General features: G+C 61.1%; 14 protein-coding genes. 5 read left to right on the top strand and 9 right to left on the bottom strand.

Translation table 11 applies throughout. From position 1 onward, the window contains the following. Nucleotides 1-4: 4 nt before the first annotated feature. The gene (locus J2Y90_RS11255) at nt 5-1,105 is read right to left on the bottom strand and encodes an efflux RND transporter periplasmic adaptor subunit (RefSeq protein ID WP_253499528.1); all 1,101 of its coding nucleotides are present in this window, start codon (nt 1,103-1,105) and stop codon (nt 5-7) included. Nucleotides 1,106-1,199: 94 nt separating this feature from the next. Between J2Y90_RS11255 and J2Y90_RS11250 the strand changes: the two genes are divergently transcribed. Next, a complete protein-coding gene (locus J2Y90_RS11250; RefSeq protein WP_253499525.1) occupies nt 1,200-1,835 on the top strand; it encodes a TetR/AcrR family transcriptional regulator in 636 nt (211 codons plus the stop codon). Nucleotides 1,836-1,942: 107 nt separating this feature from the next. Here the strand turns inward: J2Y90_RS11250 and J2Y90_RS11245 are convergent, their stop codons facing one another. After that, nucleotides 1,943-2,725 carry a class I SAM-dependent methyltransferase gene (locus tag J2Y90_RS11245; protein WP_301291642.1) on the bottom strand — a complete coding sequence of 261 codons (783 nt, stop codon included), beginning with the start codon at nt 2,723-2,725 and terminating at the stop codon, nt 1,943-1,945. A gap of 92 nt (nt 2,726-2,817) precedes the next feature. Between J2Y90_RS11245 and J2Y90_RS11240 the strand changes: the two genes are divergently transcribed. Then, nucleotides 2,818-3,438 carry an energy transducer TonB gene (locus J2Y90_RS11240; RefSeq protein WP_253499522.1) on the top strand — a complete coding sequence of 207 codons (621 nt, stop codon included), beginning with the start codon at nt 2,818-2,820 and terminating at the stop codon, nt 3,436-3,438. A gap of 3 nt (nt 3,439-3,441) precedes the next feature. Here J2Y90_RS11240 and J2Y90_RS11235 read toward each other — a convergent pair whose 3' ends face one another. From J2Y90_RS11235 to ppc, 7 genes are all read right to left on the bottom strand, one after another. Then, complete coding sequence (locus tag J2Y90_RS11235; protein ID WP_253499519.1) at nt 3,442-4,134, bottom strand: extensin-like domain-containing protein; 693 nt, start codon at nt 4,132-4,134, stop codon at nt 3,442-3,444. Between the two features lie 2 nt (nt 4,135-4,136). Further along, nucleotides 4,137-4,973 (bottom strand): isocitrate lyase/PEP mutase family protein, encoded by an 837-nt coding sequence (locus tag J2Y90_RS11230; RefSeq protein WP_253499516.1) that lies wholly within the window; start codon nt 4,971-4,973, stop codon nt 4,137-4,139. A 31-nt stretch (nt 4,974-5,004) separates the two neighbouring features. Then, complete coding sequence (locus J2Y90_RS11225) at nt 5,005-5,865, bottom strand: DUF72 domain-containing protein (RefSeq protein WP_253499514.1); 861 nt, start codon at nt 5,863-5,865, stop codon at nt 5,005-5,007. Beyond that, nucleotides 5,865-6,173 (bottom strand): hypothetical protein, encoded by a 309-nt coding sequence (locus J2Y90_RS11220; RefSeq protein WP_042606956.1) that lies wholly within the window; start codon nt 6,171-6,173, stop codon nt 5,865-5,867. Before J2Y90_RS11220 ends, J2Y90_RS11225 begins: the two co-directional genes overlap by 1 nt. Nucleotides 6,174-6,431: 258 nt before the next feature. Then, on the bottom strand, nt 6,432-7,106 hold the full coding sequence (tsaB, locus tag J2Y90_RS11215; RefSeq protein ID WP_038357838.1) for a tRNA (adenosine(37)-N6)-threonylcarbamoyltransferase complex dimerization subunit type 1 TsaB: 675 nt from the start codon (nt 7,104-7,106) through the stop codon (nt 6,432-6,434). 93 nt (nt 7,107-7,199) lie between these two features. Continuing rightward, nucleotides 7,200-7,850: an adenylate kinase gene (gene adk, locus J2Y90_RS11210; RefSeq protein ID WP_039762420.1), complete on the bottom strand. Its 651-nt coding sequence runs from the start codon at nt 7,848-7,850 to the stop codon at nt 7,200-7,202. Nucleotides 7,851-8,150: 300 nt separating this feature from the next. After that, the gene (gene ppc / locus J2Y90_RS11205) at nt 8,151-10,781 is read right to left on the bottom strand and encodes a phosphoenolpyruvate carboxylase (protein ID WP_253499511.1); all 2,631 of its coding nucleotides are present in this window, start codon (nt 10,779-10,781) and stop codon (nt 8,151-8,153) included. 212 nt (nt 10,782-10,993) lie between these two features. Between ppc and J2Y90_RS11200 the strand changes: the two genes are divergently transcribed. The 3 genes from J2Y90_RS11200 (at nt 10,994) to J2Y90_RS11190 (ending at nt 12,942) form a co-directional block, all read left to right on the top strand. Beyond that, on the top strand, nt 10,994-11,338 hold the full coding sequence (locus J2Y90_RS11200) for a pilin assembly protein (RefSeq protein WP_253499508.1): 345 nt from the start codon (nt 10,994-10,996) through the stop codon (nt 11,336-11,338). 355 nt (nt 11,339-11,693) lie between these two features. Then, complete coding sequence (locus J2Y90_RS11195; protein WP_024011747.1) at nt 11,694-12,098, top strand: DUF4398 domain-containing protein; 405 nt, start codon at nt 11,694-11,696, stop codon at nt 12,096-12,098. Nucleotides 12,099-12,153: 55 nt separating this feature from the next. Continuing rightward, nucleotides 12,154-12,942, top strand: coding sequence for an OmpA family protein (locus J2Y90_RS11190; RefSeq protein ID WP_253499505.1), 789 nt, complete (start codon nt 12,154-12,156; stop codon nt 12,940-12,942). Nucleotides 12,943-13,134 lie beyond the last annotated feature (192 nt).

The following is a 13,134-nucleotide window of genomic DNA, read 5'->3' as shown; positions in this document are numbered from 1 at the left end:
GGGCTTACTCCTTGTTCGCCAGATTGACCACACGGTTGGCGCGATCCACCGGCCGCACCTGCTGGCCGTCGAGCAACACGTGAACGCCGGCAGCCACCACCCAGTCGCCGGCGCTCAGGCCTTCGAGCACTACCACGCTTTTCTCGCCGAACGGGCCGACCCGCACCGGGGTTTTCTTCAACGAGTTGTTGCCGTTGACTACCCATACGTAGGTGGCGCCGTTTTCAGCGGTCAGCGCGGAAAGCGGAATGGACAGCGAAACACTGTCGGCCGCTTGCACGAACACCCGGGCGCTCTGCCCCAGCTCGGCCGGGACTTTGCCGCTGGTGAACGAGATGCGCGCGGCGAAAGTGCGCGAGCGCGGATCGGCGGCTGGCGACAGCTCGCGGATCTGCCCAGCGAAGCGTTGATTCTGCTGCGCCCACAACTCTACGGAGACCGGCTGACCGACCTTGAAGCGGCCGAAGCTTTGCTCCGGCAGGCTGATCAGGACTTCGCGCTCGCCGTCGGTAGCGAGAGTGAACACGGTTTGCCCGGCGGCGACCACCTGGCCGACTTCCACCGAACGCTTGGCCACCACGCCATCCTGTGGCGCACGCAGCACCGCGTAACTGGCTTGGTTGGTCGAAACGTTGAATTCAGCTTTGATTTGTTTAAGGCGGGCTTCGCCGGAGCGGTATAGATTTTCCGCGTTGTCGTAGGCCGAGCGGCTGACCATCTGCCGCTCCATCAGGGTTTTGTAGCGATCGCGCTCGGCGCGCACCAGGTTCAGATTGGCCTCGGCGGCGGCGACCTGAGCGCGGGTGGCCTCCAGTTGCAGGCGCACATCTTGCGGATCGAGTTCGGCCAAGGGCTGATCGGCTTTGACGCGCTGGCCTTCGTCGACCAGTCGTCGGCTGACTTTGCCCCCGATGCGAAACGCCAGATCAGGCTCATAACGCGCGCGAACCTCGCCCGGATAGCTTTCCATCGCCTGCGCCGAAGGCTCGGGTTGCACCACCATGGCCGGTCGCACGGTGACTTTGGTCACCTCTTCCTGACCACATGCCGATAACAGGAACGCCAGACTGGCTGGCAATGCAAAGGACAACGCATGGCGGAACATGGTGACGGACCTTTCGCGAATGAGGCTTGGAATATTTATACTGGCGGGTATGGTATTAATAGCAAACTCACCAGTCCAGTATTAAAAGCGAAGAATGTCGAACAATCTTTCAGCTCCAAACGGCCCGGGCCGACCCAAGGATCTGGCCAAGCGCCAGGCGATCCTCGACGCGGCGAAAACCCTGTTTCTCTGTCATGGCTACGCCAACACCAGCATGGACGCGGTGGCCAGCGAGGCCGGCGTGTCAAAGCTGACGGTCTACAGCCATTTCAACGACAAGGAGACGCTGTTTTCCGCCGCCGTCGTCGCGAAATGCGAGGAGCAACTGCCGCCGCTGTTCTTCGAATTGCCGGAAAATATCCCGGTGGAAAACGTCTTGCTGAACATTGCCCGGGGCTTCCATCAACTGATCAACAGCGACGAATCAGTGAACCTGCACCGCCTGATCATGGCGCTGGGCAGTCAGGACCCGAAGCTGTCGCTGATCTTCTTCGAGGCCGGCCCGGAGCGGGTGGTCAATGGAATGGAAGGTTTGCTGGCGAAGATCCATGCGACCGGCGCGCTGAGCATCGACCAGCCACGCAATGCCGCCGAGCACTTCTTCTGCCTGATCAAAGGCGCGGGGAATTTTCGTTTGCTGTATGGCTGTGGCGAGCCGCTGACGGGTGAGGCGGCGGAACGGCATGTGCGGGAGGTGGTGGGGTTGTTTATGCGGGCGTACAAACCCTGACAGTTTTGCGGTGCTTGTGCAGACCGCTTCGCGAGCAGGCTCGCTCCCACATCGGAATGCATTTCAACTGTGGGAGCGAGCCTGCTCGCGAATGAGGCGACTCGGTTTCAGGGCTTCAGCGCTTTCTTCGGATAAATGTCATACCGGCTCGATTTGCCATCCAGCGCATGGCTCGGTTTCGGCCCTTCGATGCACGGTGCCTTGCGCGGGCGCTTAACGACGACCCGGTGCGTGGCCAGGGCCAGCGCCGCTTCGAGCAAGGCCGGTGCATCCGGGTCATCGCCTACCAGCGGTCGGAACAGGCGCATCTCTTTCTTCACCAATGCGGTTTTCTCACGATGCGGAAACATCGGATCGAGATAGATCACCTGCGGCGGCTCCCCTTCCCAGCTGCGCATCACTTCGATGGAGTTGCCCTTGAGCAATTTCATCCGCGCCACGATCGGCGCCACGTCGAAATCTTCCGCCGCCCGCGCCAAGCCGTCCTCGAGCAGTGCGCCGATCAGCGGCTGACGCTCGATCAGGCTCATTTCACAACCGAGACTGGCCAGTACAAATGCATCCTTGCCCAACCCCGCCGTAGCGTCGAGCACGCGCGGGCGCACGCCTTGGGCGATGCCGACAGCTTTGGCAATCATCTGCCCGCTGCCGCCGCCATACAAACGACGATGCGCCGCACCGCCCTCGACAAAGTCGACCCGCACCGGCCCCGGGGCGTCCGGGCCGAGCTGCTGCAACTGCAAACCCTGCTCGCCGACCTGCAAGGCGAACTCACCGTCGGCCTCGCCGAGCGGCAGGCCGAGACGTTCGGCCCAGTGTTCGGCTTGCGTTTGAAACGCTGGGGCGAGGGCCTGGACATGGATGCGGCAGGCCGCGGGTGACTCGATCATGAAAAAACGCTCAAAAAAGTTAAGGATCGACAAAAACCGCCGATAAACCATTCAACGCGCATTTTGCCAGAGCTGAGCGTCAACCGAAAAAAATGTCAGGCATTCTTCCCACATCGATTGGCTACGTTTCGCCCCATGGCGACTTCAGCCGTCATAACACTCAAGCACTGAGCGGCGTCAGTCACCTGTGGCAGGATTTCTTTGCCCAGGCCCTGGCCGAACAGACGAGTGAAGTGGTGCCTGCCTGTGGCACGTTTCCACCGGTAGACCTGAACAGCCCGGAAGAACCGACCGTTGGCAGCGAACTGCACGCGCACATCGTCAGCCAGCGCGAGTGCGATGTGGTGGAAACCGAAGTTCGTCCGCCAGAGCCGCTGTTCCTGCCGATCGCCGAATTTGAAATGGAGCTGCTGGACAAGCCGTTCCCGCCGTTCCCGCCTGAAGAAATCAAAGCCCAGCAAGAGCAACAGGACTTCGACAGCAGTTGGGTGCGCCCGATCGTGATCAACAATGGCCAGCCGCTGCCTGAACCAGGCCCCGCTCCGCAGAAACGTCCACTGTACCTGCCGATCGCCGAGTTCGACCTGGACTTGCTGCAGAAGCCATACCCGCCGTTCCCACCGGAAGAAATCGTTGAACAGCAGAAAGCCCTGGACTTCGATAACGGCTGGGCTCGCCCTATCGTTCTGCAGAACCTGCGTCTCGCCGCCTGATCCTCAGCGACACACGCTCCAGCGCCCGACATCGACATGAAAGTGATTGCGATGGGCAGCGTTGTAATCCGGGCTCAACACCACACTGAATGACTCACAGGCGCCATCGCGCAGCTGACGCAGAAATTGTGCGTCCTGATTCTGTTTTGGCCAGTCCTTGAGTACGCTGATCGTGCGTCCGTCAGCGAGGCGGAAGCCGGCGATGTCCAGCGCGTCGGCACTGGCGTGTCGACTGAGCGCGCCGCTCTCACGGTTGTAGACATTGCGACAGGCAAAGCTGCCGAGATGGTCGACCCGCGTGATCTTCTGGCCGTAAACTGATTGCGCCGCCGGTTGCAGGGTGTGGTGTTCGAACATGGCGTACGAAACTGCGAGGGGGCAACTGGCGATGAAACTGCTGCTCAGCGCCACTTCACCGCCCTGCACACGCAGAGCGCCGATCAGCGGGCACTTGGCACCGGGGCTGTCGGCCTGGCGGCTGACGCGCAGATCCGAGCTGCCCAGCACCTGTGCGCACAGCTCAGGATCGCTGCGCAGGCGCATGAGTTTGTAACCGGTCAGCCAATTGGGCGCGGCTTTTACGTCCAGCGGTGCCCAAGGGTTCCACTGCGGCGGCACGTCCAGCCAGCCATGCCAGACACTTACCGCGCCACCAGCGATCGCGAGCAACACCCCCCAGAACAGCCAGCGCCCCATGCTCAGTCCTTGAAGAACTGATTGGCCTTGGCGTACGGCATCGACTGCGACGTAAAGCCAAAGGTGCCGGACTGCTGGATTTCTTCAGCCGCGCGGAAGAACTCGCCGAACGCCGCCAGCGCCAGCGCCGACCCGGTGCTGATCCGCCGTACGCCCATTTCCTCAAGCTGTTGCACCGTCAGTTTCAAACCACCGGACATCAATACATTGACCGGTTTCGGCGCCACCGCTTGCACCACTGCGCGCACTTCTTCGGCGGTGCGCAAACCCGGTGCATAGAGCACGTCGGCACCCGCCTCGGCGAACGCCTGCAAGCGGCGAATGGTGTCATCAAGATCCGGGTGACCGTGCAGGTAGTTTTCCGCGCGAGCGGTGAGGACAAAGGGAAACGGCAGCGTGCGCACCGCCGCGACGGCGGCTTCAATGCGCGCCACGGCGTGTTCGAAACAATAGATCGGCGCGTCCGGACGCCCCGTGGCATCTTCGATCGAACCGCCCACCGCGCCCGCCTCGGCTGCGCGTAAAAGACTCTGTGCGCAGACAACCGGGTCATCGGCAAAGCCGTTTTCCAGATCCACCGCCACCGGCAGATCCGTCGCTGCGACGATCGCGCGGACATTGGTCAGGGTCTCTTCGAGACTCAACGCGCCATCGGCCTTGCCCTGAGAAAACGCGTAACCGGCGCTGGTGGTGGCCAAGGCCTGATAACCCAGACTGGCGAGCATCTTCGCCGAGCCGGCATCCCACGGATTGGGAATCACAAAGATTCCCTGGCGATCATGCAGGGCCTTGAAGGCCTGGGCTTTACGCAGTTGCGCTTGACTGGCTTGGACGTTCATCGACGGGCTCCGGGGCAGAAAAAAACCCGCCTCAGAGCAAGCCAAGCTGCTCGGCGGCGGGTTCTCTGTATAGCTCAGGCAGCGCGGGCAAGCCAGGCAAACGTTGCATCAGCTGAGCGTGAAAACGTTGCGCCAGTTTCGCTGCCAACAGGTTGTCAGCGGTGTGCAGGAAGATGTACGGCGTGCGCCCCTCTTCGATCCATTCAGCAATCTTCGCCACCCACGGCACGAGAAACGCATCGTTGGCCTCAAGCTCGGGATGGCCGATGAAGCGCACCTGTGGAAACTGCGTGAACGCTGCCGGACGGGTCGGCACTCGCGGCTTCTTCGATTGCGCGTGGATCACCGAAGACTCAGTCGACAAGCAACTGAACAGCGCACGCGGGTCGAGGCAGATGCGCTCCACGCCGCGATCCAGCAGCAGACGATTGAGCAGGCGCTCGCTCTCGCCTTTGGCGAAGAATTGTTCATTGCGAACTTCCACCGCGAGCGGGCAATCCAGCGCATCGATGAACGCCACCAGTTCCGGCAGACGCTGCGGTGTGAAGCTTTTCGACAGTTGCAGCCACAGCGGCGAAACACGCTCACCAAGGGGTTTTAGCAATTGCAGGAAAGTTTCGGCAGCGGTCAGTTGCTCGCGCAGATCGCCGCTGTGGCTGATGTCGCCGGGAAATTTGGCGGTAAAGCGAAAGTGCGCGGGCATGATCTCGGCCCAGCGCTGCACAGTGGCTGGCGACGGACTGGCGTAGAAGGTGGTGTTGCCTTCAACCGCGTTGAACATCTGGCAGTAGAGAGCGAGAAAATCGGAGGTTTTTGCGTCTACCGGATACAGATACTCGCGCCAGGCATTTTCACTCCAGGACGGGCAGCCGAGGTAGTAAGGCAGATCCATCAGATATACAGATCGAGGCCCAGCACGTCCGCATCCCAATCGACAAAACCGGCGGTGCTCAGGTAGCTGGCCAAGGCCATCGCTACGCTTTTCTTCATTGCGCGGTGGTAGATCATGTCTTGCTGACGGGCAGGCAGGTTGCTCAGACGTTGCGCGGTGGCTTGGGCAGCACGAGCGGCCATTTGCTCTTCGCTCGGAAATTCCAGCTCGCCGTCGATGATGTCGACGGACTCATCCAGCGCCGCATTGCCTTTGCGCGGCTTGCGCTTGATGGGATAGGACTGAGTGGAAACGCCGTCTATACGCATAATGTCATGCCCGGTATCGATGATGGCAATTTAGCGGCACTTGACCGACTTAGCAAACCGCCGAGTGATAACTAGAACACAGAAAGCGCAAAAGGTTTTAAGCGAGGGGGTAGAAACTGACGATTGGCGATATTTGTATGTGACCAGCGAACCTGTGGGAGCGAGCCTGCTCGCGAAGAGTCCAGCACATTCAACATATGCATTGACTGACCAGAAGCCTTCGCGAGCAGGCTCGCTCCCACAGGAGAAAGTGTCGTGTCAGCGGGCTTTCGGGGTGGCGACTTTATCGCGCAGGTAAACCGGTTGGGCGTCATCCGCCGGGATCGATTCGCCGCGCTCCCAGGCGAAACGCGCCAGCGTCAGCAGGTCTTCGGCGTGGGGCAACATGCCGGCGTCGGAGCCGCTCAGATTGACCGCAATGCGCTCACCATAACCCCAACCGGTTCCGGCACCGAACCAATCGCCACTGGCGTCAGCCGGCAGCGCGGCGACTTCCGGCGGCAGCACGGCTTCGGCGCCGACCAGACGCATCTCCCCTGCCGTCTCGCGATAGCAGCCCCAATACACCTCATCCATCCGCGCATCAATCGCAGCCGCCACCTGGCTGACGCCATGCTCACGCAAGGCACGCTGCGCCAGCACCGCAAGATTGGATACCGGCAACACCGGACGATCCAGCGCAAAGGCCAAACCCTGCACCACACCAATGGCAATGCGCACACCGGTAAACGCGCCCGGGCCACGGCCGAAAGCAATCGCGTCGACCGCTTGCAGCGTGGTGCCGGCATCGGCGAGCAATTGCTGGATCATCGGCAGCAGCTTCTGCGCGTGCAGGCGCGGGATCACCTCGTAATGGCTCGTGACCTTGCCGTCATGCAGCAAGGCAACGGAGCAAGCTTCAGTCGCGGTGTCCAGGGCCAGCAAGGTGCTCATCGATGTTTCCAAAACAGGGGTGGGAAAAAGTGCGTCAGTATAAACAACAACGGCCCGCAAGCGGGCCGTGGATGATGCGTCTGTTCAGACTTTTCAGCTCAGCGCGGCCAGCACCTTGGCGGTGATCGCATCGACCGAACCCACGCCTGGAATGTGGCTGTACTTCGGCTTGCCGCCGTTCTTCGCGGAAAGGTTCTGGTAGAACTCCACCAGCGGCTTGGTCTGCGAATGGTAGACCGACAGGCGATGACGCACGGTTTCCTCGGTGTCGTCCTTGCGCTGCACCAGCTCTTCGCCGGTGATGTCGTCCTTGCCTGCCAGTTTCGGCGGGTTGTAGACGATGTGGTAAACGCGGCCGCTGGCTTCGTGAACACGGCGACCGGCGATGCGCTGGACGATTTCTTCGTCTTCAACAGCGATTTCCACCACAGCGTCCAGTTCGACACCGGCAGTGACCAGTGCTTCCGCCTGCGGAATGGTGCGCGGGAAGCCGTCGAAAAGGAAACCGTTGGCGCAATCAGGTTGAGCGATGCGGTCCTTGACCAGCGCGATGATCAGGTCATCCGACACCAGGCCGCCGGCATCCATGATGCTCTTGGCTTGCACGCCCAGTGGAGTGCCGGCCTTGACCGCAGCACGCAGCATGTCGCCGGTGGAGATTTGCGGAATGCCGAATTTCTCGGTGATGAACTTTGCCTGAGTACCTTTACCGGCCCCGGGAGCTCCCAGCAGAATGACGCGCATCGATGTGCTCCTCAATTTTTTATATAAAAGCTTTACAAAACAAAGGATTCGCTCGTAACCGGCGGATCCTGAAAATACGGGTCGTGGCCGCACAAACGGCCAAAGGCTGATCAAGATACACAGCAGGCTGCGCCCACACAAGACGCCAAAAGTCGGAGAAACCGACGCCCGCCGTGACCTCGCGACGCGGTAACCCAAGTCGCAACCCCAACATTAACTGTCGCCTCGCGGCACTTTCCTACGCCAAGCGTGGCGGCATCCGATCCTCATCGCGAATGCCGCCTGACGTGATCAGCAACCTTAGCCGGTATTGCGCAATCCGGCGGCAATCCCCGCCACAGACACCAGCAACGCCTGTTCCACCGGGCTGCCCTGCTCGACTTCCTGCTGCCGCGAACGCGCCAACAACTCCGCCTGCAACAGATGCAGCGGGTCGAGGTAGGTATTGCGCAAGCGGATGAATTCGAGAGTGTCCGGGCTGTGCGCCAGCAGCTGCGACTGCCCGGTCAGGCCGAGCACCACCGAGCACGCCTGCGACAATAGGTCGCGTAACTGCGCGCCCAACGGCAGCAGATCGGCCTCGACCAGACGCTCGTCGTAGGACTGCGCAATATCCGCGTCGGCCTTGGCCAGAACCATCTCCAGCATATCGATGCGGGTGCGGAAGAACGGCCACTGCTCGCGCATCTGCCCGAGCAATTCGCCCTCGCCGCGCTCCAGGGCCTTGCTCAGCGCTGTCTCCCAACCGAGCCACGCCGGCAGCATCAGCCGCGTCTGGGTCCAGCCGAAAATCCACGGGATCGCCCGCAGGCTTTCGATTCCGCCGGCACGGCGCTTGGCCGGACGACTGCCCAAAGGCAAACGTCCCAGTTCCTGCTCCGGGGTCGACTGACGGAAATACTCGACGAATTGCGGATTTTCCCTCACTACCTGGCGGTAAGCGCTGACCCCGTCGGCCGCCAATTCGTCCATCAGGTGCCGCCATTCAGGCGTCGGCGGCGGCGGTGGCAGCAAGGTCGCTTCGAGCACGGCGGCCAGATACAGATTGAGGTTTTGCTCGGCGATGTCTGGCAGGCCGAATTTGAAACGAATCATTTCGCCCTGCTCGGTAGTACGGAAACGCCCCGCCACCGAACCCGGCGGCTGCGACAGAATCGCCGCGTGCGCCGGGCCGCCGCCACGTCCCACGGTGCCGCCGCGACCATGGAACAACAATAGTTCGACTTGCTGTTCACGGCAGATTTCCACCAGCCGCTCCTGCGCGCGATATTGCGCCCAGGCCGCAGCGGTGGTGCCGGCATCCTTGGCCGAGTCGGAATAGCCGATCATCACTTCCTGCGGACCTTGCAGGCGCGCGCGATAGCCCGGCAACAGCAACAGACGCTCCATCACCGGCCCGGCGTTGTCGAGGTCGGCGAGGGTTTCGAACAACGGCACCACACGCATCGGCCGCAGCACGCCGGATTCCTTGAGCAACAATTGCACCGCGAGGACATCGGAAGCCGCGCCAGCCATGGAGATCACGTAGGAGCCCAGCGACGCAGCGGGCGCGGCGGCGATCTCCTTGCAGGTGTTGAGCACTTCAGCGGTATCCGCCGACGGTTTGAAATGCGCTGGCAGCAACGGACGACGGTTGTTCAGCTCCTCGGTGAGGAAGTTGATGCGCTGTTCTTCGTCCCAGTCCTCATAGCGGCCGAGGCCGAGGTAATCGGTGATTTCCGTCATCGCCGAGCTGTGCCGCGTGGAATCCTGACGCACATCGAGGCGCACCAGGAACAGGCCGAACGTCACCGCCCGACGCAGGCAATCGAGCAACGGCCCGTCGGCGATCACGCCCATGCCGCATTCGTGCAGCGAGTTGAAACACAGCTGCAGTGGTTCGAGCAGATCGCGATTGTCATTCAGCACATCGGCGGTTGCCGGGGTCGGCGCGGTCAACGCGGCGTGTGCCCAGTTGCGCGTGGCACGCAGGCGTTCGCGCAATTGCTTGAGCACCGCGCGATAGGGTTCGGCGCTGTCGCCAGCCTTGGCCTTGAGCGCGTCGCTGGCCTGTTGCATCGACAACTCGGCAGCAAGATGATCGACATCGCGCAGGTACAAATCAGCGGCCATCCAGCGCGCCAGCAGCAAGACTTCGCGAGTGACGGCGGCGGTGACATTGGGGTTGCCGTCACGGTCGCCGCCCATCCACGAGGCGAAGCGGATCGGCGCGGCTTCCAGCGGCAAGCGCAGGCCCGTCGCGGCGAACAGCGCCTGATCGGCCTTGCGCATGTGGTTGGGGATCGCCTGCCACAACGAATGCTCGATCACCGCAAAGCCCCACTTGGCTTCATCGACCGGGGTCGGCCGGGTGCGGCGGATTTCTTCGGTGTGCCAGGCTTCAGCGATCAGCCGTTGCAGTTTGGTCTGGATCTGCTCGCGCTCGGCACTGGTCAGGTCGCGATGATCCTGTGCGGCCAGTTGCGCGGCGATCGCGTCGTACTTCTGGATCAACGTGCGTCGCGCCACTTCGGTCGGGTGCGCGGTCAGCACCAGTTCGATTTCCAGCCGCGCCAGTTGCCGGGCCAGGGATTCGGCGCTGTGCCCTTCGCTGCGCAAGCGCGCGAGCAATTCCGGCAATACCCGCGACTCGAACGGCGCCGGCTGCGACTCCTCGCGGCGATGGATCAGTTGATACTGTTCGGCGATGTTGGCCAGGTTGAGAAACTGGTTGAAGGCCCGCGCGACCGGGAGCAATTCGTCTTCGCTCAATTGATTGAGGCTGGCGCTCAGTTCAGCGTCCATCGAGCCACGCCGGTCGGCTTTGGCGCCCTTGCGAATCTGCTCGATCTTGTCGAGGAACGCCTCGCCGTACTGGTCTCGAATGGTGTTGCCCAACAGCTCTCCGAGCAGGTGAACGTCTTCGCGCAAGCGTGCATCAATATCGGTCATCAGCAGTTCTCCAGCGGTAATCGGGGACAGCGCAGAAATGAATGCTTTGCCAGAGAGTGCCGCTCTGCGCCGCTTCTTACAAGCAGGCGACGAATCGACTTAAACCTTGCGCGCGAAAGCCAGTCTCAACAGTAAGCCGTACGACGGCCCGCTGCCGGCGCTGCCGGACACTCACCCAGGCCTGCGATCAGCAGGCGCGAAATGAGGTCATCATGAAAATTCGTGAACTCGCCCAGCATTGGGAAGAAAACGCCAAAGGTCGCCTGACCGACACCGGCTACACGATTTACCTGGATGTGGAATCCGCTGCTCGCCTGGCGGCGATTGCCGAGATGTATCCCAAGCGCCATCCCGAAGAACTGCTCGGCGAACTGATCGGCGCTGCGCTTGAGGAGTTCGAAGCGAGCCTGCCGTATGTGAAGGGCTCGACTGTGGTGGCGACGGACGAGGAAGGTGACCCGTTGTATGAGGATGTAGGCCCGACCCCGCGTTTTCTGGCCTTGTCGCGTCGACATCTGCATGACTTGTCCTCGGCTGAGAACAAGCAGAAGCACTGACCCGACACACATCAGACTGTAGGAGTGAGCCTGCTCGCGATGGCGATTTTCAGCTACCACATGTGTGGCTGACACGCCGCTATCGCGAGCAGGCTCACTCCTACAATGGATGGTGTACATCCTGAATATTTACCCCGCGCGTACCGCTTCCGACCGTCAAAGTTCCCGTCCCAGAGCCTTGTCCAAACGGTCAATTTAATTTTTGGCGATAGGCCATCTTTTCTGAACTTTTCAAAAAAGCCGCCGGTCGGAACTGGTAACCACGCCTGGAACGAGCGTTTCAATTCGCGTCAACAAGCGATGCTTTCGGCTCCTCTGCCAGGATGGATTCAGTTGTATTTTCAGGAGATGCCTAATGGAGTTGAAGACCATGAAAACCCAAACCTCGTTTTCCCACCTGCGCGGTCTGAAACTGGCCGCTCTGGCCATCGGCACCAGCTTCGTGCTGGCCGGTTGCGCGGGTAACCCACCGACCGAGCAGTACGCCGTGACCCAATCGGCCGTCAACAGCGCTGTCAGCGCTGGCGGTACCGAGTTCGCTGCTGTGGAAATGAAGCAGGCTCAGGACAAACTGAAACAAGCTGAAATCGCCATGCACGACAAGAAGTATGACGAGGCCCGTCGCCTGTCCGAACAGGCTGAATGGGACGCTCGCGTCGCTGAACGCAAGGCTCAGGCCGCCAAGGCCGAACAGGCTGTGAAGGATTCCCAGAAAGGTGTTCAGGAACTGCGTCAGGAAAGCCAGCGCACTGTGCAGTAAGCGCGCATCCCGACCGCAAAGCTGAAACTCTTACCGATAGAAAGGACGACAAATTATGCGTAAGCAACTGATGATTCCCGCTCTTCTGGCCGCAAGCGTTGCACTGGCTGCCTGCTCCACCCCGCCTAACCCGAACCTGGAACAGGCGCGCACCAACTACGCGGGCCTGCAGGCCAACCCACAGGCGAGCAAAGTCGCAGCACTGGAAACCAAAGACGCCAGCGATTACCTGGACAAGGCCGACAAGGCCTATCTGGATAAACAAGACGCGGCCAAAGTTGACCAGCTGGCTTACCTGACCAACCAGCGCGTGGAAGTGGCAAAGCAGACCATCGCTCTGCGCACCGCTGAAAACAACCTGAAAAACGCCGCTGCACAGCGCGCTCAGGCTCGTCTGGATGCCCGTGACCAGCAGATCAAACAGCTGCAGGACAGCCTCAACGCCAAGCAGACCGATCGCGGTACGCTGGTGACTTTCGGTGACGTGCTGTTCGCCACCAACAAGGCGGATCTGAAGTCCAGCGGTCTGGTGAACATCAACAAACTGGCGCAGTTCCTTCAGGAAAATCCGGATCGCAAAGTGATCGTCGAGGGTTACACCGACAGCACCGGCACCGCGAGCTACAACCAGTCGCTGTCCGAGCGTCGCGCGACTTCCGTGCAGATGGCTCTGATCAAGATGGGCGTCGATCCTTCGCGCATCGTCGCTCAGGGTTATGGCAAGGAATACCCGGTAGCGGATAACGGCAGCGTCTCGGGCCGTGCGATGAATCGTCGTGTGGAAGTGACCATTTCCAACGACAACCAGCCGGTCGCACCGCGTTCCTCGGTGAGCTCTAACTAAGCTTCACCCGGTAACGCAAAAGCCCCGCCTGAGTGATCAGGCGGGGCTTTTTTGTGAGTGCTGACATTGCAGCCCCTCACCCCAGCCCTCTCCCGAGGGAGAGGGAGCCGAATTGTGCCGTGTTCAAAACTTGTGTTCGACGCAATGGATCAGGTCGGCGTAGCTCAAACAAACACCTCGGTCAGTCCCCTC

The organism is Pseudomonas koreensis (genome assembly GCF_024169245.1).
In the GTDB taxonomy this organism is placed as follows: Bacteria; Pseudomonadota; Gammaproteobacteria; order Pseudomonadales; family Pseudomonadaceae; genus Aquipseudomonas; species Aquipseudomonas koreensis_F.
Note: the sequence above shows the minus strand (reverse complement) of the source record. Positions and strands in the feature narration are given on the sequence as shown.

Bases quoted from the DNA above. Each gene is read 5' to 3' on its own strand.
- J2Y90_RS11195 (WP_024011747.1), top strand. From the start codon at position 11,694: ATGGAGTTGAAGACCATGAAAACCCAAACCTCGTTTTCCCACCTGCGC.
- J2Y90_RS11250 (WP_253499525.1), top strand. From the start codon at position 1,200: ATGTCGAACAATCTTTCAGCTCCAAACGGCCCGGGCCGACCCAAGGAT.
- ppc (WP_253499511.1), bottom strand. From the start codon at position 10,781: ATGACCGATATTGATGCACGCTTGCGCGAAGACGTTCACCTGCTCGGA.
- J2Y90_RS11245 (WP_301291642.1), bottom strand. From the start codon at position 2,725: ATGATCGAGTCACCCGCGGCCTGCCGCATCCATGTCCAGGCCCTCGCC.
- J2Y90_RS11255 (WP_253499528.1), bottom strand. From the start codon at position 1,105: ATGTTCCGCCATGCGTTGTCCTTTGCATTGCCAGCCAGTCTGGCGTTC.
- J2Y90_RS11225 (WP_253499514.1), bottom strand. From the start codon at position 5,865: ATGGATCTGCCTTACTACCTCGGCTGCCCGTCCTGGAGTGAAAATGCC.
- J2Y90_RS11235 (WP_253499519.1), bottom strand. From the start codon at position 4,134: ATGGGGCGCTGGCTGTTCTGGGGGGTGTTGCTCGCGATCGCTGGTGGC.
- tsaB (WP_038357838.1), bottom strand. From the start codon at position 7,106: ATGAGCACCTTGCTGGCCCTGGACACCGCGACTGAAGCTTGCTCCGTT.
- J2Y90_RS11200 (WP_253499508.1), top strand. From the start codon at position 10,994: ATGAAAATTCGTGAACTCGCCCAGCATTGGGAAGAAAACGCCAAAGGT.
- J2Y90_RS11240 (WP_253499522.1), top strand. From the start codon at position 2,818: ATGTCAGGCATTCTTCCCACATCGATTGGCTACGTTTCGCCCCATGGC.
- J2Y90_RS11190 (WP_253499505.1), top strand. From the start codon at position 12,154: ATGCGTAAGCAACTGATGATTCCCGCTCTTCTGGCCGCAAGCGTTGCA.
- J2Y90_RS11220 (WP_042606956.1), bottom strand. From the start codon at position 6,173: ATGCGTATAGACGGCGTTTCCACTCAGTCCTATCCCATCAAGCGCAAG.
- J2Y90_RS11230 (WP_253499516.1), bottom strand. From the start codon at position 4,973: ATGAACGTCCAAGCCAGTCAAGCGCAACTGCGTAAAGCCCAGGCCTTC.
- adk (WP_039762420.1), bottom strand. From the start codon at position 7,850: ATGCGCGTCATTCTGCTGGGAGCTCCCGGGGCCGGTAAAGGTACTCAG.